The organism is Cyclobacterium sp. 10D3-21 (assembly GCF_055809755.1).
On sequence record NZ_CM147924.1, the window covers coordinates 5,436,143 to 5,462,178 of the forward strand.

General features: G+C 37.7%; 22 protein-coding genes. 11 read left to right on the forward strand and 11 right to left on the reverse strand.

What is annotated here, in order from left to right; genetic code table 11:
* The first annotated feature begins 203 nt into the window (after positions 1 to 203).
* Positions 204 to 410: a hypothetical protein gene (locus AC0L7T_RS20945; protein ID WP_020890445.1), complete on the forward strand. Its 207-nt coding sequence runs from the start codon at positions 204 to 206 to the stop codon at positions 408 to 410.
* Here the strand turns inward: AC0L7T_RS20945 and tamL are convergent.
* The 3 genes from tamL to AC0L7T_RS20960 all read right to left on the reverse strand — a co-directional run bounded on the left by tamL (position 407) and on the right by AC0L7T_RS20960 (position 9,371).
* Positions 407 to 2,725 (reverse strand): translocation and assembly module lipoprotein TamL, encoded by a 2,319-nt coding sequence (gene tamL, locus AC0L7T_RS20950; RefSeq protein ID WP_473338147.1) that lies wholly within the window; start codon positions 2,723 to 2,725, stop codon positions 407 to 409. The genes AC0L7T_RS20945 and tamL overlap by 4 nt on opposite strands.
* Position 2,726: 1 nt before the next feature.
* Positions 2,727 to 7,754 (reverse strand): translocation/assembly module TamB domain-containing protein, encoded by a 5,028-nt coding sequence (locus AC0L7T_RS20955; RefSeq protein ID WP_473338148.1) that lies wholly within the window; start codon positions 7,752 to 7,754, stop codon positions 2,727 to 2,729.
* Positions 7,755 to 7,859: 105 nt separating this feature from the next.
* Complete coding sequence (locus AC0L7T_RS20960) at positions 7,860 to 9,371, reverse strand: catalase (protein WP_473338150.1); 1,512 nt, start codon at positions 9,369 to 9,371, stop codon at positions 7,860 to 7,862.
* A gap of 293 nt (positions 9,372 to 9,664) precedes the next feature.
* Between AC0L7T_RS20960 and miaB the strand changes: the two genes are divergently transcribed.
* The 7 genes from miaB (at position 9,665) to AC0L7T_RS20995 (ending at position 15,406) form a co-directional block, all read left to right on the forward strand.
* Positions 9,665 to 11,128: a tRNA (N6-isopentenyl adenosine(37)-C2)-methylthiotransferase MiaB gene (gene miaB, locus AC0L7T_RS20965; RefSeq protein ID WP_473338151.1), complete on the forward strand. Its 1,464-nt coding sequence runs from the start codon at positions 9,665 to 9,667 to the stop codon at positions 11,126 to 11,128.
* 10 nt (positions 11,129 to 11,138) lie between these two features.
* Complete coding sequence (locus tag AC0L7T_RS20970) at positions 11,139 to 12,452, forward strand: sigma-54 interaction domain-containing protein (RefSeq protein WP_473338152.1); 1,314 nt, start codon at positions 11,139 to 11,141, stop codon at positions 12,450 to 12,452.
* Positions 12,439 to 12,972, forward strand: coding sequence for an LPS assembly lipoprotein LptE (gene lptE / locus AC0L7T_RS20975; protein ID WP_473338153.1), 534 nt, complete (start codon positions 12,439 to 12,441; stop codon positions 12,970 to 12,972). The genes AC0L7T_RS20970 and lptE overlap by 14 nt, the downstream gene beginning before the upstream one ends.
* Positions 12,973 to 13,012: 40 nt before the next feature.
* The gene (locus AC0L7T_RS20980) at positions 13,013 to 13,555 is read left to right on the forward strand and encodes a hypothetical protein (RefSeq protein ID WP_473338155.1); all 543 of its coding nucleotides are present in this window, start codon (positions 13,013 to 13,015) and stop codon (positions 13,553 to 13,555) included.
* Positions 13,552 to 13,887 (forward strand): hypothetical protein, encoded by a 336-nt coding sequence (locus AC0L7T_RS20985; RefSeq protein WP_473338157.1) that lies wholly within the window; start codon positions 13,552 to 13,554, stop codon positions 13,885 to 13,887. The genes AC0L7T_RS20980 and AC0L7T_RS20985 overlap by 4 nt, the downstream gene beginning before the upstream one ends.
* 14 nt (positions 13,888 to 13,901) lie before the next feature.
* Complete coding sequence (gene secG / locus AC0L7T_RS20990) at positions 13,902 to 14,267, forward strand: preprotein translocase subunit SecG (protein ID WP_473338158.1); 366 nt, start codon at positions 13,902 to 13,904, stop codon at positions 14,265 to 14,267.
* Between the two features lie 161 nt (positions 14,268 to 14,428).
* The gene (locus tag AC0L7T_RS20995; RefSeq protein WP_473338160.1) at positions 14,429 to 15,406 is read left to right on the forward strand and encodes a sterol desaturase family protein; all 978 of its coding nucleotides are present in this window, start codon (positions 14,429 to 14,431) and stop codon (positions 15,404 to 15,406) included.
* A 55-nt stretch (positions 15,407 to 15,461) separates the two neighbouring features.
* Here AC0L7T_RS20995 and AC0L7T_RS21000 read toward each other — a convergent pair whose 3' ends face one another.
* Positions 15,462 to 16,175, reverse strand: a complete 714-nt coding sequence (locus tag AC0L7T_RS21000; RefSeq protein ID WP_473338162.1) for a hypothetical protein — start codon at positions 16,173 to 16,175, stop codon at positions 15,462 to 15,464.
* A gap of 227 nt (positions 16,176 to 16,402) precedes the next feature.
* Here AC0L7T_RS21000 and AC0L7T_RS21005 point away from each other — a divergent pair, with 227 nt between their 5' ends.
* From AC0L7T_RS21005 to AC0L7T_RS21015, 3 genes are all read left to right on the forward strand, one after another.
* Entirely contained in the window at positions 16,403 to 16,681 is a 279-nt protein-coding gene (locus AC0L7T_RS21005; protein WP_020890459.1) for a co-chaperone GroES, read from the forward strand.
* A 53-nt stretch (positions 16,682 to 16,734) separates the two neighbouring features.
* Positions 16,735 to 18,366, forward strand: coding sequence for a chaperonin GroEL (gene groL, locus AC0L7T_RS21010; protein ID WP_473338164.1), 1,632 nt, complete (start codon positions 16,735 to 16,737; stop codon positions 18,364 to 18,366).
* Between the two features lie 213 nt (positions 18,367 to 18,579).
* On the forward strand, positions 18,580 to 18,954 hold the full coding sequence (locus tag AC0L7T_RS21015) for a response regulator (RefSeq protein WP_473338166.1): 375 nt from the start codon (positions 18,580 to 18,582) through the stop codon (positions 18,952 to 18,954).
* A gap of 125 nt (positions 18,955 to 19,079) precedes the next feature.
* On the opposite strand, the gene AC0L7T_RS21020 is transcribed toward AC0L7T_RS21015, so the two are convergent.
* From AC0L7T_RS21020 to AC0L7T_RS21050, 7 genes are all read right to left on the reverse strand, one after another.
* Positions 19,080 to 20,120: a phosphatase domain-containing protein gene (locus tag AC0L7T_RS21020; RefSeq protein WP_473338168.1), complete on the reverse strand. Its 1,041-nt coding sequence runs from the start codon at positions 20,118 to 20,120 to the stop codon at positions 19,080 to 19,082.
* A 2-nt stretch (positions 20,121 to 20,122) separates the two neighbouring features.
* Complete coding sequence (locus AC0L7T_RS21025) at positions 20,123 to 21,520, reverse strand: TolC family protein (RefSeq protein WP_473338170.1); 1,398 nt, start codon at positions 21,518 to 21,520, stop codon at positions 20,123 to 20,125.
* The gene (locus AC0L7T_RS21030) at positions 21,517 to 22,872 is read right to left on the reverse strand and encodes an HlyD family secretion protein (protein ID WP_473338172.1); all 1,356 of its coding nucleotides are present in this window, start codon (positions 22,870 to 22,872) and stop codon (positions 21,517 to 21,519) included. Before AC0L7T_RS21030 ends, AC0L7T_RS21025 begins: the two co-directional genes overlap by 4 nt.
* A gap of 4 nt (positions 22,873 to 22,876) precedes the next feature.
* Positions 22,877 to 24,589 (reverse strand): peptidase domain-containing ABC transporter, encoded by a 1,713-nt coding sequence (locus AC0L7T_RS21035; protein ID WP_473338174.1) that lies wholly within the window; start codon positions 24,587 to 24,589, stop codon positions 22,877 to 22,879.
* Entirely contained in the window at positions 24,582 to 25,259 is a 678-nt protein-coding gene (locus tag AC0L7T_RS21040) for a TetR/AcrR family transcriptional regulator (RefSeq protein ID WP_473338176.1), read from the reverse strand. Before AC0L7T_RS21040 ends, AC0L7T_RS21035 begins: the two co-directional genes overlap by 8 nt.
* Positions 25,260 to 25,368: 109 nt before the next feature.
* Positions 25,369 to 25,752: a DUF983 domain-containing protein gene (locus tag AC0L7T_RS21045; protein ID WP_473338178.1), complete on the reverse strand. Its 384-nt coding sequence runs from the start codon at positions 25,750 to 25,752 to the stop codon at positions 25,369 to 25,371.
* Between the two features lie 15 nt (positions 25,753 to 25,767).
* Positions 25,768 to 25,971 (reverse strand): hypothetical protein, encoded by a 204-nt coding sequence (locus AC0L7T_RS21050; RefSeq protein WP_473338180.1) that lies wholly within the window; start codon positions 25,969 to 25,971, stop codon positions 25,768 to 25,770.
* Positions 25,972 to 26,036 lie beyond the last annotated feature (65 nt).

A 26,036-nucleotide genomic window follows, 5' to 3' on the forward strand; every position in this document is an offset into this window, starting at 1 on the left:
TTATCCCATGCCTCTCCAGAAAGATGTAATTACATCGTTTTGCCCCTAAACAATTTACTAATGACGTAAAAAAAATACGGCATTAATATTGTTTTTATTATACGACAACCTGTAAGCAATGTGCTGTGATGACTTTTGATTTAGAGTCAGAAGATTTCATTGTAAAAATCAGGCTTAAAAATTTCAACTAAATAAAAAAAAACATGAATACTGAAAAAAAATACCAACAATTTGGCTTGAAATATGGCATCCCATTGGCCATTATAACCGCAACTTTAGCCATGAAAAAATCAAGTGGTATCGGGAAATTAATTACCTTCTCCATAGTCACGCCTGCTATGCTGGGCTATTTATACAGCTTGATTAAGGTAAAAGATAAGGTAAATGAACTACCTGAATCTGAAAATTAAAAAGGATAACCGATTGCGAAATTAAAAACCAAATTATCACTCCTCCAATCGCTATCCCCAATTTTAAATTCTTTGGCCCAACGCTCTCCTTCAGGTAAAAATGGACTCCTGAGGGGAGTGGCCAAATCAAAGCGAATCACGAAGAATTCGATATCTACCCTCAAGCCAATCCCTGCACCTACAGCCAGTTCCCTGTACCAATTCTTTCCGAACTTACCACCTGGTAAGGCTTCGTTTTCATTTACCAACCATACATTTCCGGTATCTACAAATGCAGCTCCTTTTAGGTAAGGGACGATTGGAAACCTAAATTCTAAATTCCCCTCTAACCTAATGTCACCTGCCTGGTCAAAATAATTACTAGTGCTTTCAGTAGCTGGTGAATAAGAACCGGGCCCCAGGGACCTAATGCTAAAAGCCCTGATGCTATTGGGCCCTCCAGAAAAAAACTGTTTGGCAAATGGTAGGGACACTGAATTTCCATAAGGCAATCCTACACCACCAAAAAAGCGAAAAGCAAGTAACTTTTCCTCAGTAAATCGCCAGTAATACCGAAAGTCTAGGTCACCTTTATTGTATTGGGCATAATTGAAGCCCAAGAAAGTATTTTGATTCTCACTGCCAAGTACCTTGTTTACCAAGCGCAACCCTCCCCCAGCCAAATCAAGGTTAGCACCGAAATAGATGCTATGCTCCCTATACTTGTCCATGAGCTTGTTAAAGGCGAAGCTATAAGTAATTCCCGCTATAAATTGATGTTCAAAACTTTGTTTCAAAAATAAATTACTGTCTAATATTTCATCAAACTCACTTGAGGTTTTGGACAGGTCCACAAAGTTTAAGGCTATCGGCGTAATCTCATGATAAACGAAACGGTTGGCATTCCAAAAATATCCATAAGAAGCCGAAACAGTATTTAACCTGTAATATCCTCGTCTATCCTGATATTCAGTTCCTAAACTAATCTTCGTTTTTGGCACTGAATAGGCAAATCTTTCTTTTATTGAAATAGGAAATACAACTCTAGGGAAAATCAGATCCCCCTTTAAACCAACCTCAAAGGCACTTAAATTTTCTCTTTGGCCGGAAGCTATCTGGCTCTCGTAGCCGATTTGTCCTGTCAGACTGAAAGTTTCTCCACCATGGAAAAGATTTCTATTCCTATAATTCAGCAATAAAGCCGGGCCTGCAAAATTGTTTGATTTGGATACCCCTTGAAGTTCAGCCCTAAGAGAACGCTTTTCTAGAGGCGTAAGATAGATATTGGCGCTCAACGACCCTTTGCCTCCACTAATAGTAGTATCAGTCTCTATGTACCTTAGATTAACAAACCTATAATTCCCTATCCCTGTTAATCGGCTACTGGTTAACTTGGTATCTTTGGCGTTAAAAAGGCTATCCTTTTCGATCAAAATATATTGATGTAGCAGTTCAGGTTTAAATGAGAGCCCATTTTGGATGAAGTCTATGTTTTCAATGGTTGTAGTGTCTGTCTCTTGCCCATATTCATCTGATGAATAATTTGGATACACTCGTATACTATTTAATTCATAAGGAACAATCCCTTTTTCTGGAGCATTTTGTTTAAGTCTAAGAAAAAGGTCAAATTTCTTGTCATCGTATTGGTTGGTGTCCGCTTCAAAAATCAGAAAATCAGCGTTGAAATTGTAGAAACCTTCATTTTTAAGGCCTTCATCCAACCTTATCCTTTCATTTTTCATCATTTCCAAAGAGAAATAGTCCCCTTCAGCAATTTTTGTAGCGGTTAGCAATTTCCTTATACTTCGATCAATTGGCAAGCTATCCTTTTCATATTGGTAAGAAGCCAGCTGGTAAGGTTGAGCCAAATCCACTGTATAATTAACAGCAGCTTTTTTGGGTTTCTGATCCGCTTCAGCCATGACCTCTGAAAAAAAGAATCCATTGTTATCAAGCCTGTTTAGGATCAGCCCCTCGGTTTTTTCCATTTCCACACTACTGAAATAAACCGGTTCTTCTCCAATTTTTTTATAAATAAATCGGTTAATAAAACCAGGGTTTTCCTTTTGTACCTTGTAATGACTCCATAAACCAATACGCATACCCAGGATCTTGCTATTTGGCTTAGGTTTAAGCAAGCCCTCTAGCTCAGCATGGAGTTCCTTGAAACCTTTGACTGAAAAGTCTCTATTAATTTCTAAAGTAGCGCCTGTATACAATTTCTCATCTTCAGGAATAAACTTTGAAACGCCACAACCTACTAAAATCCACATGGGCATGAGTAGCCCAATAATTTTTAATGACTTGATCTTCCAAAAACCGAGTAAATTTTTCACCCTATTCCTTCTCATTTGTCTCCTCTCCTGCTTTTATATCTGTGGCTCTTTCTTTTCTTTTCGATTCTATTCCTTTCCACAAGTCCTCGAATTTATTAAACTCCCTATTAAAAATTACGGATAGACCTGTAACGACCAACTGTCCATCAATAAAGCTTTCGAATTGATTTTTTCTAAAACCTCTTAATCGATAGCGTCCATTTTCGGAAAGCAAATACTCCACGCTTATATTCCCTAAAAGGGAATTACTAGTCCCAGTTGAAGAGGAACTCCCTTCTATGTCTATCTGACTCCCTACTTGCACTACCAATCGGTCATCAAGGAAGCGTTTACTTGCATTTACATTGAGCTGTGTTCTGGCTTGAGATGAATTCCCTTCATAGTCCTCAAAGCTATCCAGGCCTACATCCAGCTCCAGCCCTGTACCTCCAACAATACTGTTAGTAAACGTATTTAGTTGTCCTGAAAGCAACTGACTGACACTTGATCTGGCCATGGCAGTGGTACCTCCACTGCTGGAACTTTCCCCACTAGGAAAAAATCTATTCAACACCAAAAGTGAGAAAACCTGACGATTCAATTCACCTTCCTGATTGTTCAATTGCTGCACCTGAGTGTAAACAGCTCCGCCAATTGCCCCCCTTTGATCTTCAGGCATATCCATTTTAAATGAAATTTCTGGTCTAAGCAATTCTCCATCAATATTCAGGTAAACGATAAAAGGTAATTCCTGGCGGTATTTGGTCATCGTCTCAAGAGAACCACCTGCTGCCGTTGCTGTCATCAAATCTGCGGCTGAGGTTTTGATGCGGTATATGGCTGTAATGTCCATATTGGCATCCATGGGGTCTCCCGCCCATGTAATGGTACTCCCACTCTGAATTTCGAATTTTCTGCTCACCAAATTGTACAAACTCAATTCATAATGCCCTTTGGATAGCTCATAAATCCCCGTAAGGGTAACCCTTCCATTTGGATCCATGTTTAACCGGAGGTCGGCAGCGCCTTCCACCATAAGATTGTCTCCTGATCTCTCGTCTATTACCAGATTGAATACAGCCTCTGGTGAAATATTTAGTAACATTGCCACTTTATATCCGGTATATCCGGTATTGCTGGTTTCTTCTAGTCTTTTGGTTAAAATATCCTCGGGATCATTTCGGTTTACAAATGTCACTACGCCATTTCTTTCCACTATATCCAATTGGCTTTCCGGAATTACTACACTCAAATTGGTTCCCTTGTCCACACTAAGTCTGGCATCCACAATTGGCAAATTAAGATCACCTTTGATCGTTACGTCTGCGCCTATTATGGCATCTCCATAGAACAAATCATTGTCTTCTTTTGTGGAGTTTAACACCTTAAAGTTTTCCGCTTTCAGAGAAAGATCGAATTGGGGATTAATAAAATCATCGGTTATTATATCCCCGTCAAGGACAAAATTATTTCCTTGCGCATCTTTTATGGTTATTTCATCCAAGAATACACCTTGGTTATCGACCCTAATTTCATCATCAGCTATAGCAAACCTGGAATTCAATGTGGCGATTGTAAATTCTGTTTCATTGAACACCAAATTACCATCATAATTTGGCTCAGCTGTACTACCCACTACTTTGAAATCTCCTGAAATAAATCCTTTCCCACCACTAATGGCTCCAGCAGATAGGCCATCCAATATACTTAACTCAAATTTATTTAAAGCAAGGTCCAGGTTTAACCTTGCCCCCAAAGGATCAGCAATTATGCCACCTGTTAAATCCAGGTTTATACCCTTGTCTTTTATTCTTAAATCAAAATCATAATTCTTTTGGTCATTGCCTGTGGCATCCAGAGATAAATTGCCTAACGGAACTTTAAGCAACTCCATTTCTTTAACGGTAATGCCTGCTTGCAACCCCATGGCCCCAAAAGGATTTTCCACCTTAATTGATCCATTGACAATGCCTGCAGCCAATATTTCCTCCGGATTCAATAAGCTGGTAAAAGTTCTTAACCTGAAATCATTAAATGTAAGACCAAAAGAACTCTCTCCTGACTCATTGCTAAATGATATAAGCTGCTTGCCCCGTGAAAATTCAAATTCCTCAAAACTTAACCAATCTTGTCCTAAAGTAAAGGCATTGCCCGCTGGTACTTCCCACTTCAATTTGTTGAAAACAATACTATCGGGAGCAATATGTATCCTCAATGAATCTTTAGCAATACCCAAATCAAAATTTATATTTGCTAAAACTTCGTCTTCATGTGAGGAATTAAAATTGACATAAAGGAGGTTTTCGAGCACTTCACCCGTGAAATACGTTGGGCCGACTTCCAGCGGACCAGAAGACAAACCCAATACACCGAAATCAAATTTGAAATCTGCGGAATCACTTTCTACGTTTAGGTCCAAGCTATCCACGATAGCTCCGGCATAAGAAATGTATGGGAAATTGATTCTCCCTTTCAAAGAAGCTCTTTTTTCATCAAATGCCAATTGAATTGTTCCCTCTTCCATCCTTTCTAACCCAGGCAAGATTACCTGATTTAAGAGTAAAGTAGAAGGTATGGTAAAGTCCATTTTTACATTGACAGGCCTTAAGGTATCTGATACAGTTTGGAATGTGCTGTCTAGAAAATACCGATTAAAATGACGGGAAATCCCTTGGTATGTTTCTCCAGGACTTACATTGGAACTCAATTGTCCTACCAAAAGGTTACTTTGAATGGTCAATCCTGTTGAGTCTGGTAAAATTCTCAAGGCCAGGTCCAAATCTCCCATGGGATAGGCCTGGTCTTCCAAAACTACGGTCCCCTCCTCCAGCTTTGAGTGAAGTTCAAAGTTTTCTGAATTGCCCACAAATGTAGCATTCATGGAAAATTTGGTGCGTATTTTTTGTGTTGTAATGTTGAGCCCATACAAATCAGCTCCAATTAAATTCAAATCTAAGCCAACATTATAATTAGCTGTATCTAAATCTACTGTTGCCAGCAAACCGATATCCAGTAGCTCATCTTTATGCATTAACTTTATTTCTCCATCTCCATCTACAATCTCCCCACTCAACTGTATACCTTTATAATTGTGACCATTGTAGGTCAAATTGGTCACCTTTGAATCCAATTTAAGATCGATTTTATCCAGAGGACCAGTATTGCCTTTGGCAGCCAATTCCATGTCAACCTCACCATAAGTTATCGTGTCACCCAATATTTTCCCCAAAGGTAAAGCCGCAATACTAGTGTTTAGGTCATAAAGGTAGGCCCCGTTTTTGGTAGTTATCTTACCATCTACTTTTACTGAAGCTTCATAGGCTTTAAGAATTGACTCCAGACTGAATTCATTGAGGGATCCTGAGGAGGTAAGAGATAGGTCAAGACGCTTTGGATATTTAATACCCAGGCTGTCTTCAGGTACAAAGAGATTTAGGTCTTTACCAGTTGAAACAAAATTAAAATCATTTATTATCCAGGAAACCCGGTCCATATCAAGGGGTTCTATAACCGTACCGGAGAGTCCAATTCGGGTAGAATTACCCCATCCTGCGGAAAGTTTTTGTAAGTTTACTTTGTCTAATTTGCCAGAGGCGAATAAAGTCGCATTAAGCTTTTTATTAGCAAAGGTTTTTACGTAAGGGTTATTTTTAAGTGTTGGAGAAAAGTAATAGGCATCTCGAATGCCAATGTTAATTGTATTGAGCGCTATATCCAATGTCGCACTTTCAGGGTTTCCCAAGACCTCCCCTAAGCCAGGATATTGCATGCTTATTTTCCCTTTCAAACGGCTATTGCCGGTGGCGACAATTAAATCTGTCAAAAGCAAAGATTCATTGTCTAAACCTAATTGAAATTGAAAATCTTCTAGTTTAAAACCTGATTTTTCAATGAACTCAAATTTATTCAAGGCTAGCCCGGCCTTTTCTGGCTTAAGAAATAAATTATTGGCTTCCAGATTAAAGTTTTCGACGCCTATGTCATTCGGATCAAACCCTGCAACAGCACCTTGAGCGCCATCTACCCGATAATTCATTTTATTGTTTGAAAGATTCAAAGTGGATAACTCCACCTCCCATTGGGGCCAACTAAATGGTTCACCTTCTTCCTCCATTTTAGGTGTATCCCTTTCCTGATTGCTCTCCATGCTTTGATAATCAATAAAAGAGTCATGGAGCGAGAAGTTTTTGATTAACACCCTTTGTTTTTCAAGATCCGCTTCAGGCATTTCCAGTAGCAAGTCACCCAATGTTGTATGTACCTCCATGCCATCAGGCAAGGAAACATAGTCTAAATTTATATTTTTTAATGAGAGTTCTTCTAATATCAGCAAAGGCAAGGGTACCTGACTGCTAGTTGAATCTTCACTTGGAGGAAAAGGCTTGGACTGTTGGTAGGCTATAGCAGAATTTTCCCATAAAAAACTGTTGACATGAAAATCCATTTTATTCAGGTCAAGACTTTTGATTTGAATCAATAACTTTCCTAGATCAAGTTTGCCCTCCAAACCCAACAAATCATCTTTATAATTCACCTTCCAGTTTTCTGCCTTTACCGGGCCCAGGCTAATTTCAGGGTAGGCACTTGTCTCCGATGATGTCGTATCTGTAATGGTGGTATCTGAACTGCTCTCGGCACCTGCAAAGGCCTCAATGAGATAGTTGAAATTAAATGTACCAGCACTATCCCTCTGAATATTAGCGGTTAAGCCTTCCCATTCAAGTCTTGAAATACTTATCTTATTTTCTCGAATAAATGGAATTAACTCAAGCCCCGTTTCAAGCTGCTGACTGTAAATTAGCGTATCTCCTTTAGGGTCTTCCAAATAAAGCCCTTCCAGATAAAGGTTGCCTCGGAAGGTTATAAATAATCTGTCAATGTTAACCTTGGTTTGGGTTTTCTCGGCTACATATTGGGTAACCTTATTCACGATAATTTTCTGACCGAAAGGGCTTCGGACAAATAGAATTATGATGAGTATTAACAAGCCTAAACTGAGTAAAACCCATCCTCCTATTTTAAAAATTCTTTTACCTAAGGTTTGCGCCAATGTAGTTATTTTTATTAAAAAAAAGAGTGGACGAACTATCCACTCCTATATAAATATGTTATAATTAGTCCATAAATAATAATATCAATTATTATACCAACTCTGTCAATGGGAATCTGCAGAAGAAGACATAACTGCATTAATGTCCACATTTAATCCTTTAGCGACACGCATACCAAATTCTTCATCCATTCTAAACCAATGACAAAGTTGACGATTTATAATAACATCTCTTTTGGGTCCAGTAATGCCACTCATCGCTCCTACAGTATTATTGATGGTATTGTCTTGCTCCTCTTTGGTCATAACATCCCGAAACAATCTTCTAGGCTGGGAATAGTGGTCATTGTCACCTATTTTGCTGTTTCTGTCATACCAATCCGCAATCGTATCATCAAGCTGTTCTGATGGCTCCTGATAAGCCTTATCAACTTCAATCTCGTCGAAACTATTGGGCCAATAATTGGGCTTCTTTCCTCCGTTACCATCTACCCGCATCCTGCCATCTCTTTCATAATTATTCACCGCAAAAGGGCACCTGTTAACTGGAATCTGTTCATAATTCCCTCCAATCCTATACCTATGGGCATCAGGATAGGAAAGTAACCTGCCCTGAAGCATTTTGTCTGGGCTATATCCAAGCCCATCCACAATGTGCGCAGGAGCAAAAGCAGATTGCTCCACATCCTGAAAATAATTGTCTGGGTTTTTATTCAACTCCAAAACACCTACATCAATCAAAGGAAATTGAGAATGAGACCAAATTTTGGTAAGGTCAAAGGGATTAAAATCTACCTTTCTGGCCTGATCTGTAGTCATGACCTGAATTTTCATGTTCCATTTTGGAAAATCCCCATTGTCTATGGCTTCCAAAAGATCCCGTTGAGAAAAATCAAGGTCTTTGGATTTCATCTGAGCAGCCTCCTCATCGGTAAAATTTTTAATCCCCTGGGCAGTTTTAAAATGGTATTTCACAAATACTTTTTCGTTTTTTGCATTGATCATGGAAAAAGTATGCGAACCGTAACCGTTCATATGTCGGAATCCTACGGGTGTTCCTCTGTCACTCATTAATATTAAAACCTGGTGCAAGGATTCTGGTGTCAAAGACCAGTAGTCCCACATCATTGTTGGGGATTTACAGTTGGTATAAGGGTCTCTTTTTTGGGTATGAATAAAATCTGAAAACTTTTTTGGGTCTTTAATAAAAAATACCGGGGTATTGTTCCCAACCAAATCCCAATTACCATCTTCGGTATAAAATTTGATTGCAAATCCTCTTGGATCTCTTTCGGTATCAGGTGATCCCTTTTCACCCCCAACAGTTGAGAATCGGAGAAATACTTTTGTCTTTTTCCCTATTTTATTAAATATTTTGGCTTTGGTATATTGGCTGATGTCCTCTGTGACAGTAAAAGTACCAAATGCTCCGGATCCTTTTGCATGCACAACCCGTTCTGGTATTCGCTCTCTGTTAAAATGAGCCATTTTCTCATGAAGAATATAATCTTCTAAAAGAATTGGTCCTCTGGGTCCTATAGTTTTAGAATTTTCATTCTCAACATATATCCTTCCAGATGCCGTCGTTAATTTGTTGTGATTTTTTTCATCTGACATAATACTACTTTTAGGTTTAGATTCACGCTTATGATATGTTCGAAATAAAGATAAGGGTTAAATACATATAGTGAAAATTGATTGTTTCTATAACTCGATAGATATTATCAATAACATTAAGCGAAAGTTGGAATTCCACCCAGAAAAGCATTAAAACTTATAAAAAAAAAATTCCCTGTTCTTTTTCTTTCCTGATTTTAATGTTTTACGTGGATAATGTCAGAATAATAAAGTGAACTACTGTCAATATGTCGGTATTTTATTAAATTTGCGATCTGAAATATAGTCAGCCAATGGAAAATATTATAAAGGATATCGAAATCATCAGTGATGATGAAGCAACGAGTTGTGATTATAAAGTAACAGCTGAAGAAAATACAGGGAAAACAAAGCGGTTATATATCGAAAGCTATGGTTGTCAAATGAATTTTTCGGACAGCGAAATTGTCGCTTCCATCATGAAGGAAACAGGATTTGATACTACTTCAGATTACAATAAGGCTGATGTGATTTTACTTAACACTTGCTCTATTAGAGAAAAGGCAGAGAGAACGGTGCGTAAAAGGCTAAGTCAGTTCAATCAAGTCAAAAAGGCTAACCGTGAACTCAAGATAGGTGTGCTGGGCTGCATGGCAGAACGCTTAAAAGAAAAGCTTTTAGAAGAAGAAAAACTGGTGGATTTAGTAGTAGGCCCTGATGCTTACAGAGACCTGCCCAATCTTGTAAGCTTGGCTGAGGACGGCGAGAAAGGAATAAACACATTTCTTTCCAGGGAGGAGACCTATGCTGACATTTCTCCGGTACGACTAAATTCCAACGGAGTAAGTGCCCTTATCTCAATCATGAGAGGCTGTGACAATATGTGTTCCTTTTGTGTGGTACCCTTTACAAGAGGAAGAGAGCGGAGTCGTGATCCACATTCCATTACCAAAGAAGCCAAAGAGTTGTTTGATCAGGGCTACAGAGAAGTTACCCTTTTAGGGCAAAATGTAGACAGCTATAAGTGGTCCTCTGAGGAAAACAATAAAGCCCGTCTTAATAAAAAGGAATCTGAAATAAATGAAGTAGTATATTTTTCGGACTTACTAGAAATGGTAGCCAATGTAGACCCAAAACTTAGGGTTCGGTTTTCCACCTCTCATCCCAAAGACATTACGGACAAGGTGTTGGAAACGATGAAGCGTTACGACAATATTTGTAAATACATACATTTACCTGTTCAAAGTGGCAACAGCAGAGTTTTGGAGATGATGAACAGGACTTATGACCGTGAATGGTATTTGGATCGGATCAAAAAAATACGTGAAATATTGGGTGAGAATTGTGGGATTTCTTCAGATATGATTGCAGGATTTTGCTCTGAAACTGAGGAAGAGCATCAGGACACCCTAAGCATAATGGATATCGTTCAGTATGATTTTTCTTACATGTTTTATTATTCCGAGCGACCTGGCACCCTAGCAGAAAAGAAATACAAGGATGATATTCCACTACCTGTAAAAAAACGCAGGCTTCAGGAGATCATTGACAAACAAGGCACACTATCACTTATAAGGCATCAAAGAGAAGTTGGTCAGGTTCAGGAGGTTTTGGTAGAAGGACTATCTAAAAGGTCTAACGATCAATTAAAGGCCAAGAATTCAGCCAATAAAGTGGTGATTATTCCAAAAGGTAATTTAAATATTGGGGATTATGCCAAGGTTAGGATCACGGATTGTACATCGGCGACCCTATTTGGAGAAATTGTCAACCAATAAATAAGAAAACATGATCTCTATAAGTGCATCGGAAATATTGAGCGTCAAACAAAGATTTGGAATAATTGGAAACAGCCCTTTGCTAAACCATGCCATTCAGGTGGCCATGCAAGTTTCTCCTACGGAAATGACCGTGTTGGTCACTGGTGAAAGTGGTAGTGGTAAAGAGTCATTTTCTAAAATCATCCATGCACTTAGCCGCCGCAAACATGGGAAATTCATAGCGATAAATTGTGGTGCGATACCAGAAGGAACGATTGATTCTGAGTTATTTGGTCATGAAAAAGGCTCCTTTACAGGTGCTCATGAGGCACGAAAGGGGTATTTTGAAGTCACTGATGGTGGCTCTATTTTTCTGGATGAAATAGGAGAAATGCCTTTAGGAACTCAAGCGAGACTATTACGGGTATTGGAGAATGGGGAATTCATAAAAGTAGGCTCCTCGAAAGTTTTAAAAACTGACGTAAGGGTAATTGCCGCCACCAATGTTAACCTGTTAAAGGCTGTGGATAAAGGTAAATTCAGGGAGGACTTGTATTACCGGCTAAACACAGTTCCCATTTTTGTCCCTCCTTTGAGACAAAGGGGAGATGATATCGCCTTATTGTTTAGAAAATTTACCACTGATTTCTCTGAAAAGTATTTGGTTAAGCCCATCACCTTAACGGAAGATGCAAGAAAACTACTCCTCAAATTTCCTTTCCCGGGAAATATCAGACAATTAAAGAATTTAGCGGAGCAGATTTCGTTATTGGAAGAGGAAAGGGAAGTCGATGCAGAAACCTTAATCAAATATCTTCCTGAAGAAAAAAGTAGTTTACCTGCATCAATTAAGGGAATTCATGAGAAGCAGGATGCTTTTTCGGATTTTTCTGAGCGGGAAATCTTATACAAGGTCCTTTTCGATATGAAAAAGGACATGACAGATTTAAAAAAACTTATATTAGATTCATATCATTCGGGGGGATTGGATCAAAACATAATGGAAAAGCATCAAAATCTTTTTGAAGATATGGAGTCCTCCTCGCACTATGATGACAATCCCAATCCTTCAAAAAATCTACCTTTGGTATTGGAGTCTCGCACTGCCAAGAAGGAACAGAAGGAAGAAAAAGAGAGCACAAGAAAAAATTACGAAGAGGATGTAATTGAAGACATAATTCATGAAGAAGACGACCATTCGCTATCTTTGGAAAAAAAGGAAAAAGAATTGATTACCAAAGCATTAAAAAAACACCATAACAAGAGAAAATATGCTGCAATGGATTTGGGAATCTCTGAAAGAACACTTTACAGGAAGATCAAGCAATATGATATTCAATAGAATCGTATTATTTTTATTAAGTTTTAGTTGCTTGGTAACAGCCTGCAAAATTGAATACAGTTTCACAGGTACTACGCTTGATTACAATGTTACCAATACCTTTTCGGTAGCTAATTTTTTCAATGATTCGGGCGGAGGACCAGCCAATATGGGACAGTTATTCACCGAAGACCTGAAGGACTATTTTCAGCGAAATACTCAATTGGAGTTGATTCAGAACAATGGAGACATACAATTCCTGGGGGCCATTACCAAGTACACCATAACCCCTCAAGCTACCGTATCCAGCACTAATAGTAATCAACCTGACAGGGCGGGACAAATGCGCATCACGATTGCGGTGGAATTGGAGTTCATCAATATGTCTAATGAAGAAGAAAACGCAAAAAATACATTTTCATTCTTTAAAGATTACGACCCAAGAAACACAACTTTGCTACAGGTGGAATCTGAATTGGTAGAAGAGATTTTTGAAAGTATCATTCAGGATATTTTCACATCTACTGTGGCCAATTGGTAAAAATTGTTATATTTAAAGAACCTATTTAAATATTGATACTGTGAACGCTCAAGCATTCTTAGAACTTATTAATAAAGCCGACAATCTTGACAATGCTGATTTAAAAAAAGCATTGAAACTTCAAGAGGAATTCCCTTACTTTTTGGCACCGAGAGTACTTGCAGCTAAATACGAGTGGGATAAAGCCTCTGGTGAATCCAAAACATTGCTTCATTGGGCTGCTGTGGTAAGCCCTGAGAGGAAAAGGTTGAAAAGTTTATTGACAGGAACATCCCCTATTGTTCCTTTAGCTCTTGAAGGAGAGGTGATCTCGGAAGTTTCCGTTCCCGAAAAAGTAAAGGAAGAACCAACGGTTCAACAGGAAAAAGAGATTGAAATAGCGGCTACAGACACAGATAATCCTTCCCTACCCGAAGAAAAAACAATCCCTATGGAGGATAATCCATCAGAGAATATTTCCAGGCCTAAAAGAGATGAAATTTTAAGGCGTTTGGAAGAAAATTTGAAAAAAATCAATAAAGCAACACCTAAAAATTCCGATAATTCCGAAAACTTAAAAAAAAGGACCTACCCGAAAAAGTGACTGAAAAAGACACTTTGATCGAAAAGGAAAGCGAAAATCTTAAAAAATCGATTGCTAAAAAGCCTAAAATAGACCATCAAGAATTAATAGATAAATTTAAGGAGAAGCCTATACGTTTAAAAAGGGAGAAAATGGATGAGATGATAGAATTACCAGATTTGTCCGAAAAAAGTACCCTTCTAAATAACAATATGGTTTCCGAGTCTTACGCCAAATTATTGGCCAAGCAAAACAAAAAAAATGAGGCCATAGAAATATATCAAAAATTAATATTGAACTTTCCAAAGAAAAAGGCTTTCTTTGCAGATCAAATTGAGAAGTTAAAAGAATAAAATAAATATCAAGCATGTTTGTAGTAATCATCAGTATCATTATTGTTTTGGCCATTTTATTAATTTTGGTCATTCTAGGTCAAAATTCCAAAGGAGGAGCAGGAGCAGCTTTTGGTGGTAGTGCCTCACAAATCATGGGCGTCACCAAAACCGGTAATATCTTAGAGAAAGCTACCTGGGTATTAGCCATTGCCATTTTCGTTTTGTGCTTGGGTTCTTCAGCCTTCCATGAAAGCAACTCTTCAGGATTTTCTTCTCCTAATGTGGAAAATGCCCAAAAACAAATTCTTACCCCATCATTTGACAATGAATCAATTCTGCCTTCTGATGAAAATGAGGAAGCGACTCCATTGGAGACAACTCCAGAAATAGAGGAATAATAAAAAATACAAACAAGATTAAAAAAGGCCTGTTGAAATCAACAGGCCTTTTTTAATTTTAAATTTTAATATTATTTAAGTAATCAAAAATTGAAGAAGAGCCGGAATATGATTAAATTGTCGTTTTAAAATCCTGAATAAAACAACCAAAGTTACTGTCTATGTTTGAAAATCATTTAAGTATGGAAGATTTAGGTGCGGACAAATGGCCTAATGTCATTTTATGGGCCGCTCCTGTGATGTTTTTATTAGTATTTATAGAATGGGGCATCAGCTTATACAAAAAAAAAGACACCTACGATAAAAAAGATTTCCTCGCTGCATCTACAATTGGGCTTGTGAATGTAGGAATTAGCGCCTTGATAAAAGCATTCACATTTGGGATAGCACTATTTTGCTGGAACATTGTCCCATGGAAAGTACCTCCAACCTGGTGGTCATTTATATTTTGCTTCTTCGCAATAGACCTGGCAAGGTATTGGGCACATCGCGTTACTCATGAGCAACGTTTTTGGTGGGCAACACATATCACTCACCACAACTCTACGAAGTACAATTTCTCCGTTTCCTTTCGATTAGGATGGACACAGCATATTAAGATCATCTTTTTTGTACCTGTGATGTTGATGGGCTTCAACCCATTCGTCTTCTTTATTTGCCATCAGGTCGCTGTATTGTATCAATTCTGGATCCACACGGAATATATCAAAAAGCTTCCTAAGCCAATTGAATATTTCTTTGTAACGCCATCTCACCATAGAGTGCACCATGGAAGCGATGCCCATTATTTAGACAAAAACTACGGTTCTACCTTTATCATTTGGGACAGAATTTTTGGAACATTTAAGGCAGAGGAAGAAAGACCGACCTATGGTATCACCAAGCCAGTCACTTCTTACAATCCCGTTTATTTGGTTTTCCATGAATGGGCAGATATAGTGAGTGACATCAAAAAAGCCAAAGATGGAAAAGAGGTATACCAGATCCTATTTGGTAAACCTGGCGATGAGGTTATTAAAAACAGAGAACTCAGAGAACAATCTGAAAAAGAATCAACTAAATTGAAAAGTACTGTTTCAACTAGTCCCACTCCTATATTGGTATCCAATGAGAATTCACTATTGAAAAAGGAAGACTAAAAACAAATTCATATTCATTAAATAGAAAATGGGAAGAATATATTCTTCCCATTTTCTATTTAATGACAATATTTCTTAGCAATAAACGCTTACTGATGGGTAAAAGGCTCTCCTGTAAAGGCACATCTTGTTTGGAATTAATACGCCAGGTAGACGGATTAGGTAGATCGCTAAAGTTTTTAATCAAATCAAGTTTTATTCGTTGACAGGTATTTGTTAGGTTTCGTTTGAAAGCCGCAATAAACTTTAGGACTATGCCCCGGTATTTGTCCAGGCTATTTTGGAAAAAATCAATCTTATAGCGGTAAACCAAAATATCTTTTGAACAGCCATTAGAGACCAAAGCATATCCTTCCTTCTGATAGATGGCCGAAAGCCCAACGGGCTCTATCTCCAGCTGATCTTCTATGAAATCATAAATACTCTTGCCCTCTTCTATTTGCTTTTCAATTTGTGGCAAGGCATAGGTGATGATTTCTCCTAATTGTTTCATCACTTCATCTTCTTCGGTTTTGTCCTTATAGTTAATGGTCGCTTTCTTGAAATTAACAGATTGAATTTCACGAGGAAATGCGGCCTTTAACTGATGTCGGTTGATATTCAGGTTTTCAAGTTTCTGATGATGCCTGATCAGTTCCGCCAAAGGAGGGTAAAGTTTTACTGATTTGAAGTCTTTTTCAACTTCTTTTAAATAGGCCAAAAGCAGGTATTTTTTGTACTCAAAATCCACCCAGCCTTCAGCTATCCAATTGTCCGATAAATTTCTCATAAATTATTCTATTAAATTACATGTATAAAGTACGTAAATGTGACATAATTACCAATTACTCTCCGCAAAATTGACAGGTTTATATAATTTGGTCTTTGATAAAACTGTCAATATTGATAGGTAATTAAGACTTTATGTCAGTAAAAATGTCAATAATAGGATTGGCATAGAAAGTGTAAATAGGGTTTTGTATTATAGAAATTAAACTTTAAAAATAACTAAATCACATGTCTAAAGTTAACATCCAACCTCTAGCAGACAGGGTTTTGGTAGAGCCCGCTGCCGCAGAAGAAAAAACGGCTTCAGGTCTTTATATCCCTGATACTGCCAAAGAAAAACCACAAAAAGGTACCGTAATCGCAATTGGTAATGGCAAAAAAGACGAGCCATTAACTGTAAAAGTTGGCGATACTGTTTTGTATGGCAAGTACGCTGGCACTGAGCTATCTGTAGAAGGTGCTGATTATCTGATCATGAGAGAAGCGGATATTTTCGCTATCCTTTAATTAAAGGTCCTATAATCAAGTTTAATCAATTAAAACTCAAAAAAGTTTAAAAAATGGCTAAGGAATTATTTTTCAATACCGACGCAAGGGATCGCCTAAAAAAAGGAGTCGATGCCCTAGCTGATGCAGTAAAGGTGACATTAGGTCCAAAAGGAAGAAATGTAATTTTGGATAAAAAATTTGGTGCACCTTCTATTACTAAAGATGGTGTAACTGTAGCTAAAGAAATAGAATTAGAAGACCCTATTGAAAACATGGGTGCTCAGTTGGTAAAAGAAGTAGCCTCCAAAACTGCTGATGACGCAGGTGACGGTACTACTACTGCTACTGTTTTGACTCAGTCCATTTTTTCTGTAGGCATTAAAAATGTAGCTGCTGGAGCAAATCCAATGGACCTTAAGAGAGGTATCGACAAAGCTGTAGAAGCAATCGTTGCAGAATTAAGAGCCGCATCCAAAGAAATCTCTACTTCTAAAGAAATTGCACAAGTAGCTACAATTTCTGCCAACAATGACGAGGAAATCGGCAAAATGATCGCTGATGCCATGAAAAAAGTAGGCAAGGATGGCGTTATCACTGTAGAAGAAGCAAAAGGTACTGAAACAGAAGTAAGAACTGTTGAAGGTATGCAGTTTGACAGAGGTTATCTTTCTCCATATTTCACTACCAATACGGAGAAAATGGAGGCTGAATTGGAAAACCCTTACATTCTTATATACGACAAAAAGATTTCAGCAATGAAAGAATTGCTTCCAATATTAGAGCCAGTTGCTCAATCTGGAAGACCATTGTTGATCATCGCTGAAGATGTTGATGGAGAAGCTCTTGCTACATTAGTAGTAAATAAAATCAGAGGTGCACTTAAAGTTGCCGCTGTTAAAGCTCCTGGATTCGGAGATAGAAGAAAAGCCATGTTAGAAGATATCGCAACCCTTACAGGAGGCACTGTGATTTCTGAAGAAAGAGGCTATAAACTTGAAAATGTAACTGTTGATTACCTAGGTACTGCCGAGAAAATCAATATCGATAAAGACAACACTACCATCGTTAATGGTGCTGGTGAAAAAGCTACAATCGAAGCTAGAATCAATGAGATCAAATCTCAGATTGAAAAAACTACTTCTGATTATGATCGTGAAAAACTTCAAGAAAGATTAGCTAAGCTTTCTGGTGGTGTTGCTATCCTATACATAGGTGCTGCTACCGAAGTGGAGATGAAAGAGAAAAAAGACAGAGTTGATGATGCACTTCATGCAACCAGAGCTGCTGTACAAGAAGGTGTAGTAGTAGGTGGTGGTGTAGCACTTATCAGAGCTGCATTGGTACTTGAAAAACTTAAAGGGCTAAACGAAGATGAAGATACTGGTATCAACATCATCAAGCAGGCTATCGAAGCACCTTTGAGAACAATCGTTTCCAATTCAGGTGGAGAAGGATCTGTAGTAATCAATAAAATCAGAGACTCTAAAGGAGATTATGGTTACAATGCGAGAACAGACAAGTATGAAGACCTGTTCAAAGCTGGAGTCATTGATCCTACTAAGGTTACGCGCCTTGCATTGGAAAATGCTGCATCAATCGCTGCATTATTGCTAACTACAGAATGTGTGGTAGCTGACGTTAAAGAAGAAACCCCTGCAGGCCCACCAATGGGTGGTGGCGGAGGAATGGGTGGAATGATGTAATTCATTTCATAAAAAACGCTGAAAAGGGAAACTATAATGGTTTCCCTTTTTTTTTACTTTTTATTAGCTAAAAACCTTATCCTATTTATTTAGTTTAAATTTTAATGCAATCAAACCTGCGAAAATTTAGAACTTTATTTTAATAGTGGAATTATAGTGTTAAATTTCAGATGTAAGAGAACGAGAGAGAGAAAAGTTTTTATTTAAGAGTCAATGTATCCATTCGATTTAATTGTTTTAATTGATGATGACCCTATAAACAATCTGATCAATAAACGGTTAATCAACAAATTAAATTTATCACCTAAGACCATCGAATTTTTAGAGGCTGAGGTAGCATTACAATACCTTAAAGATCCAAAATTGGAGAAAAGGTTATTGATCCTTGTCGATATTAATATGCCTGTAATGAATGGTTGGGATTTTTTAAGCCAGTATCTGGAACTTGAAAATGAAAGGAAAGATCGTATCATTATGCTTTCGAGCTCCATAGACTTTCAAGACAGGCAAAAATCAAAACAATTTCCTTTTGTAAGCGGTTTTATTGAAAAACCACTCACCCATGAAAAATTAGAATCTCTACTGTAAGGGCATTTATTCCTACTACCAGATTGAGTAAATCAATTAAAAATTATTCGAGTAGGGTATTCAACATCAATAGTTTTACTGTGAGTTTAACCCGGAGAAATGAAAACCCTATTAAACGCTTCTATTTAAAGGGCTAAGTAAGTTTTGGCATGTTCAATAGCTTCTGTTGAGTTTTTTACCCATGCTATTTTATTTTCAGGAAGCAATTCGTTCAATTCCTTTTCTCGGGAAAAATCTATAGCCCCAACCTGTCTAATATACACAGCCTCCACCCTATGCTTAAATCTGCCAATAATTTCCGCATAAATCTCAGGATCATGCTGACCACTATCTCCTATAAGGACGAAATTTAAGTCAGGATAAAAGTCCATCAGAAATGCTATTTTTTCCACTTTATGCTCATGGCTGCCACCACCTGATTTCCAGATATTTTTTAAATTCATGTGTCGATCTTTTAAAAATATTGGCCCTGAGGGAATATGTCTATATTTCATAAAATCCTGGATCAAGTCAAAAAGATTCCAATCGCTACTGGAAACATAAAAAACAGGGTAATCTCCATTTGATGATAATAGGCGGTACAAATCACTAACGCCTGGAAAAGGGCGTCGAGTGTAGGCATTCTTAGAAACGGAAAGCCAGAATTTTTCCTGAATATCGGTTGCTTTAGAGACTATAATCGTATCGTCTATATCTGAAATTATAGCGCGTGGGTATTCCTTTTGAAATCTTAAGATTTCTTTGGTAATAAATGCCACTTCTGGTTTCAATCCCTCTTCTGGTAGCAATGATAATTGAACTGTTTTTAATGATTTAGATATTTCTCCATTAATTTCATAAAGGATTTCAAAAACCCCTTCTTCATCCGTAACCAATGTCTTTTTCAGGCCTCCCACCATTAGTTCTACTTTCGCATCTGGCACGCTACTTCCAGCGTACCTTCTCAAGGTAGCAAGTATATTATGCAGTATGGTATTCTTATCTGAGGGTCTGCTCTGTTTATAGGCCTCCACTACCCTGCCTTTTACAAAAAGATGCGTGCTGTTCCCTAAAACAACAAATACCTCAACTCGTAGTAGGTCTAGTTTACCTAGTTTCTTTTTAATTATGGTGAAAAAATATCGAAATGGCCATGATAACCATCTTAAAAGATAAATGTATTTCATATTTATAAGTCCTCAAATCCCAGGCCAGCTGCTGTTCTGATCTGTGAATAGGCAATCTTTAGGTCCACATACAGCGCATTATTAATTAAATAGGAATCAAATAATCCGGTTTCTCTAGCATTAATTAAGAACAAGGAGCTTTCTCCTAAATCAAACTTAATCCTTTCACCTTTTACAAGCTTTTCCAATCCCTGAACATTTTGAGAGAAAATATTTAATTGCCGACTTAAAACTTCGTATTCGTTGAAAACTTTCCTAAGTTTTGCACTTAATTGCTCAAATTTTAAATCTCGCTTATAATTAACATCCACAATTTTTGTACGGGTAATTCCCAGATCTCCTCTTTCTTTTCTCAACAATAAGGGAGTAGCGACCTGAACTCCAAATTTATAATTATTCTCTAAGAAACCAACTTGCTCCAAGCCTCCAAAAGTTTCTGTCAAAAAATTATATTTCAGCTTAATTTTAGGTTTTAGCTGTTCTGCCTTGTACCGACGCTCTATATCCAGATAATCAAGATCATAATCAAGTAAGCGCAATTCAGGATGGTTGAGTACAGCTTGGTGATAAAAGGCCTTGTTCAGTTCACTAGAAGGCTCCATAAAAAGTTGCTCTGGTGCAACCAATGGTTCAAGGTCTATAGGTTTTTCTTCTTCATCCCAAAGGTAAACACTCAATTCCTGGGTAGTTGAGAAGAATTCATAGCCTGCCTTTTGTAATTTAATGCTTCTATTTAACACCTGGGTATAGGCCTCTACAGTATCAATGGCTGGAAGGTCACCCTGTTCAAAACGTCCTTTTACTCCTTCAAACCTTACCTTTGCTAGCTTTAACACCTCCTCATGTACCTTCAAATCTGCATGGGATCCAGCCCACTTCCAATACGCAACGGTAGCTTCATAATACAGCAAGTTTAAACGTTGTCTTCTCTCTTCAATAGTAGCCAAATTATAAATTTTAGCCTGTCGAAGCGCTGCCCTACGCTTATCGATAAACAACCCATTCCCTACATTAAGTGCAGCACCTACTGCATATAGCCCATTATTGGGCACGTTTTGTTCTGGATTGAGATAGGTTCCCCTATTTTGCTCGACCATCCCCTGAAATTCCACTCCTCCAATTGTCGGTAGTAAAATGCCTCCCTCTCGTTTGTTGTAATACTCCTTTTCTTTGTATTGTTTTTCATCTATGCTCCCATACAAATAAGGATCAAAGCCACCTCTCGCTTTCCTCATTTCCTGCTTACCAAACGCTAATAACAAGTCCGCTTGCTTGACAACGGGATGATACTGCTGCACCCACACCATAAATTGGTCAAAAGAAAGGGTCTTATCCTGGGCTTTAAGAGCTGTAGATAAGAATACCAATAATAGTCCAAGTAAACCAATATTGTATTTCATTTCGCTTGATTTTTTATTTCCTTAGACTCCTGAAGTGTGTAGTAATCTGGTGGGAAACCATTCATTTGACGCCATATTTCGTACCATACCGGGACATCGTTTAGCAAAGCAATTCCGTCTGCTCCTGCGCCAATCCTCAAGGCCTCCGGCCATGGTTCTTCATCTGGATCAGGGATTACCAATACCCTGTATTTATTATTTGTACTGGTGAAATTATCAATGGCAAATACTTTTCCTCCAAAGGTTCCATTCGACAATTCAGGCCATCCTGAGAAAACTATCGCTGGCCATCCATCAAAAATAAATCTGATTTTACTTTCTAATTTAACCAATGGAAGGTCTATAGGGTCCACATAAATCTCTACCGCTAAGGAATAATTTTGAGGCATGATGCTGATTATTTCTGCCCCCTCTTTAATGGTTTCACCAATCCCCACCTGAATCGCCCTTGTGATATAGCCAGACTGGGGTGCCAATACATAGTACATTCCAGACCTCACGGTATAGTTGGTCAATTCATTTTTCAATTTATTGACCCCGGCCTCAGCATCATACTGACCTGAAAGTGCTGAAAATCTTTCTGAATTCACTTTAGCCAATTTGTCTCTAAAATCATTGTCAATGGCATTTAGCTCTATTATGGCGGAAATGGATTCATTTCTGCTGCCAAGGAGTTTATTTTCAGCACTCAATGCTTTTGCCTGAGATTGTTGAAGTTTTATTTTCCTTGTTTCCAGATCGGTAAGTGATTTCAATCCTTCAGCGTACAATTTCTCCATCCTGAGAAACTGCTTTTCAGCCACTAAGAAATTAACTTTTTCAGCCTCTAACATAATACTATCCGATAGTACTTTTAGATTTGCCTGCTGAAGTTTATTTTGTGCCTGTTCTTTCCTCAGCGTATTATTTTCTTTTAAGGCAGACAGTTGTTGTTCTTGTGCCCTGATCTTTGCTTCATAAGATTTAACGGACAATTCCTTTGCATTAACTTGTAATTGCGTCCGGCTAAGCAAGTCAGGATCCATGTATTGCTCTTTTACCTCAGAGAGAAAAAGGATGGTATCCCCTTTGGCTACAAAATCTCCCTCCTGAACAAACCACTGCTCAATCCTCCCAGGAATAATTGAATGTATTGTTTGTGGTCTGTGTTCCGGTTTCAATGCTGTTAATGTTCCTTTTGACCTGAAATTTTGGGTCCATGGTAAAAAAAGAAAAACAAACCCTGTCATCATTAAATACAGCAAAATCCTTATTCTTCGACGACTCTGATTACTTGAAAGTGTCAATTGATAACTGTCAAAAGAATTGAGATCAATTAATTCTCTGATCGAATTTTTAGAAATATTTAGCATTGTATTACCGTTTATTCTGGTTTTTATAGCTTTGGTAGTTGTAAAAATCACCTTCAAAAGCAATTTCCCCAGCCTTCATCACCACAATTTTTTCCGCTCTTTTCAAAAGAGATTCTTGCGTAGAAACCATCACCATTGTCCAAGGGCCTGAAAAGATAAAGTCAAATACCCGTTCAGACTCTTCTTGACTCAGGTAATTGAGTTCCTCTTCAAGCAAAAGCAATTTGGGAGTAAAACATAGGCTTCTTGCCAAAATAATTTTACTTATAAGAGCATTGTTAAGGTTTTTACCTTCTGGCAAAAGCATTGCGTCTAAATCATCATTAAGCCTATAAACGTAATCGTTTAAACCAACCACTTCCAAAACATTCCTTAACATGGTTTCGGACACTTCCTCATTCCCTACTGTTATATTCTCTCTGATAGTTCCATGGAAAATGGATTGTCTAGACAGACTATCCCCTATCATTGACCTTAATTTTTCCAGAGACAACGTATCCATAGGTAATTTATTCACAATCACTTTTCCCTGATAGTCCTCTTTCAATCCTGCCATTATTTGTAACAGGGTACTCTTACCGGCCCCACTCTCTCCTGTAATGACCACTTTTTCACCTTCCTTTATATCAAAATTAAAATTGTTTAAGATGGGTTTCTCTTTGTCTTCAGAAAAAAAGGTGACCTTTTTAAAGGCATAAGACAAGCCTGACTTTTCCTCATTTAAAGCATTCACTTTCCCCGTAGCTCGCTCCAAATCCATATCCATAATAAGCCCTAATTTTTCAGTCGCGGTAAGGGTATCATATACAGTCTCCAGGCTAAGTATAATTTTTTCTACTGAGTTGATAATCAATACAATGATTATTTCTGCAGCAACAAACTGACCTATACTGATCTCATTGTTCATTAACAATAAACTCCCTGCCACCAGTAAAATCACAACAATAATCACCTTAAAGGCAATCAAGACTTTATATTGAAATATTAGTACAGAAAAATGAGCATTTCGGAAATTGATGTACTTTTTCACCAATTCATCCACCCGCTTAAACGGTAAAGGAGAAAAACCTGAGAGCTTAAAGGTTTCTAAAGTCCTTGCTATTTCCTCCAACCAAAATGCAATTTCATATTTAGCAGAGGACTCCTTCAAACTGGTCTTCATTCCCTTGGGGCTGGTATATTTAAAGATCAGGTAAATGGTAAGTACCAGGATAAAGGAGAAAATGATGAAAAATGGATGATAGATTGCCAACAAAATCAAGCCAAAAAAGACTTGAAGTGAGGCCGTACTAAAGTCAATAAGCAATTTGGACAGTCCTTTTTGTAGATTAATTGTATCGAAAAACCTATTTACCAACTCTGGTGCATATTCTCCTCGTAAAGATTCCATTTTTAACCTCGGAAGTCGATAAGCAAATTCAATTGCTGAATTGCTTAGTACTCTTTGTTGTAATTTCTCAGATAAATAGAGCTGGCTAACCTGCAAAAAGCCTCCAAATATTACACCAAGCGCTACAATAATCACTAGAATTACCCATGAAGTGGTAAGCCTTCCTCCCAAAATAAAGTTAAGAATTGCCTGTATTCCCAGTGGAAGAGAAAGCGATACAAGACCATTAAGCACGGCATAAAAATAAATCGCATAAATCTCTTTCTTTTCATTCTTCAAAAGACTGAAGAACCTCTTTAAAGGTGTATTAATTAAATTCTCATTCATTTTTAAGTGAATTAAAAACCAAATTGTAATAGAAGTCCACTTTAGGTTGGCCAAGGAAATTATCCTCAATCAAACTTGGCACATGCTTAGAACAGAAACCATTAATAATCGATGACCAGATGAGGGTTGAAACGAAGGCCTTTGGAAATGGGTGATTGGGATTAAATTCCAAGAAAATCCGGACCACTCGTTCACTGAAATTATGAAATTGATCAAAAAAACCACTGTTGTTTTCACTGTTTACTTCTTTGGTCATAAAGGCTTTGTTGGATTCCTCGGTTACAACATTTCTAAGCAAACTTATGTTTAGATATAAATTCTCCTCAAACGCAGGACCTTCTACCAATAGGTTTATTGCCATTTTGATTTTATCTCTGGGTCTATCCATATTGGCAGTACCATATACAAGATTATGTTCGAGCCATCCCCAATACCAGTTGATGTAATACAATAATAATCTGTGTTTGTTTTCGAAATACCGATAGATGGCTGCTTCAGTACTACCTACATGTGCCGATAGCCTTTTGAAATTGAAAGCTTCCATTCCTAGCTCATCTATCAATACAAGGCTTTCTTCAAGTACTTTTTTACCTAAATCGGAACTTAGAGGGTCCTTGATGAAAATCCCGGATTTCACAGGGATAATGGTATTGTTCAGTAAACGGTGCATACAAAAATATAGTAAGTTTAACACACAGTTATACGAACTAATTATCAGTATGTTTTACTAACTGAAAAAAAATAAATTTACCCTATAAAATCTTTTGAGGTTATTTCAGTTATTTTTGCTTAGGATCGTAAGAAAGTTTACCTAGACCATAGAGATACAAAACCTTAGAATACCTGAGCATTAAAGGCAATAAAGCAATATTAAAAAATACTACAGAGACGATATAAACCATAAGTTCCGGGTCATCGAACACATAATTTAAGACAATCATAACGTTAATAAACAGTGCCACTGACAGCGCATAGCTGATGTACATGGCGCCATAATAAAAGTCAGGCTCAGGAACAAGTTCTGCACCGCAATTGGGACAACTATGATTTACTTCAGTTAATTTTTTAAAACTAAAGACTGAAACGGGGAAAATATTTCCTTTCCTACATCTCGGGCATTTTGCCTTGAGAATAGCACCAGTCAAACTCCTTTTTTCATTCATATTATTTATACTTAATTAGCGGACTTCGTCCAAATCATAATCTTTACCTTTTCCCCATCGCAAAAGCTCCTCAATTTCATAGTACTCTAAAGTATCTAAATCTTTCATCTTAAAGTTTTCCCTTCCGGTCCTCTCCATGGCCTCTAAAAACCTGATCTCACCGTAGTTGACAAGCTTGTATACACGGCCTACTCTAATATTGTCTATTGCTAATGGCATACGAATGTTAATTTTAGTAGGGAAATCATTGTTCAAAATAGCCTCCGATTGTGACCATGAAGAGG

What these genes read in the sequence shown, in the direction of transcription:
- AC0L7T_RS20945 (WP_020890445.1), top strand. Translation starts at nt 204, where the DNA reads ATGAATACTGAAAAAAAATACCAACAATTTGGCTTGAAATATGGCATC.
- AC0L7T_RS20960 (WP_473338150.1), bottom strand. Translation starts at nt 9,371, where the DNA reads ATGTCAGATGAAAAAAATCACAACAAATTAACGACGGCATCTGGAAGG.
- miaB (WP_473338151.1), top strand. Translation starts at nt 9,665, where the DNA reads ATGGAAAATATTATAAAGGATATCGAAATCATCAGTGATGATGAAGCA.
- AC0L7T_RS20970 (WP_473338152.1), top strand. Translation starts at nt 11,139, where the DNA reads ATGATCTCTATAAGTGCATCGGAAATATTGAGCGTCAAACAAAGATTT.
- lptE (WP_473338153.1), top strand. Translation starts at nt 12,439, where the DNA reads ATGATATTCAATAGAATCGTATTATTTTTATTAAGTTTTAGTTGCTTG.
- secG (WP_473338158.1), top strand. Translation starts at nt 13,902, where the DNA reads ATGTTTGTAGTAATCATCAGTATCATTATTGTTTTGGCCATTTTATTA.
- AC0L7T_RS20995 (WP_473338160.1), top strand. Translation starts at nt 14,429, where the DNA reads ATGTTTGAAAATCATTTAAGTATGGAAGATTTAGGTGCGGACAAATGG.
- AC0L7T_RS21000 (WP_473338162.1), bottom strand. Translation starts at nt 16,175, where the DNA reads ATGAGAAATTTATCGGACAATTGGATAGCTGAAGGCTGGGTGGATTTT.
- AC0L7T_RS21005 (WP_020890459.1), top strand. Translation starts at nt 16,403, where the DNA reads ATGTCTAAAGTTAACATCCAACCTCTAGCAGACAGGGTTTTGGTAGAG.
- groL (WP_473338164.1), top strand. Translation starts at nt 16,735, where the DNA reads ATGGCTAAGGAATTATTTTTCAATACCGACGCAAGGGATCGCCTAAAA.
- AC0L7T_RS21015 (WP_473338166.1), top strand. Translation starts at nt 18,580, where the DNA reads ATGTATCCATTCGATTTAATTGTTTTAATTGATGATGACCCTATAAAC.
- AC0L7T_RS21020 (WP_473338168.1), bottom strand. Translation starts at nt 20,120, where the DNA reads ATGAAATACATTTATCTTTTAAGATGGTTATCATGGCCATTTCGATAT.
- AC0L7T_RS21025 (WP_473338170.1), bottom strand. Translation starts at nt 21,520, where the DNA reads ATGAAATACAATATTGGTTTACTTGGACTATTATTGGTATTCTTATCT.
- AC0L7T_RS21030 (WP_473338172.1), bottom strand. Translation starts at nt 22,872, where the DNA reads ATGCTAAATATTTCTAAAAATTCGATCAGAGAATTAATTGATCTCAAT.
- AC0L7T_RS21035 (WP_473338174.1), bottom strand. Translation starts at nt 24,589, where the DNA reads ATGAATGAGAATTTAATTAATACACCTTTAAAGAGGTTCTTCAGTCTT.
- AC0L7T_RS21040 (WP_473338176.1), bottom strand. Translation starts at nt 25,259, where the DNA reads ATGCACCGTTTACTGAACAATACCATTATCCCTGTGAAATCCGGGATT.
- AC0L7T_RS21045 (WP_473338178.1), bottom strand. Translation starts at nt 25,752, where the DNA reads ATGAATGAAAAAAGGAGTTTGACTGGTGCTATTCTCAAGGCAAAATGC.
- AC0L7T_RS21050 (WP_473338180.1), bottom strand. Translation starts at nt 25,971, where the DNA reads ATGCCATTAGCAATAGACAATATTAGAGTAGGCCGTGTATACAAGCTT.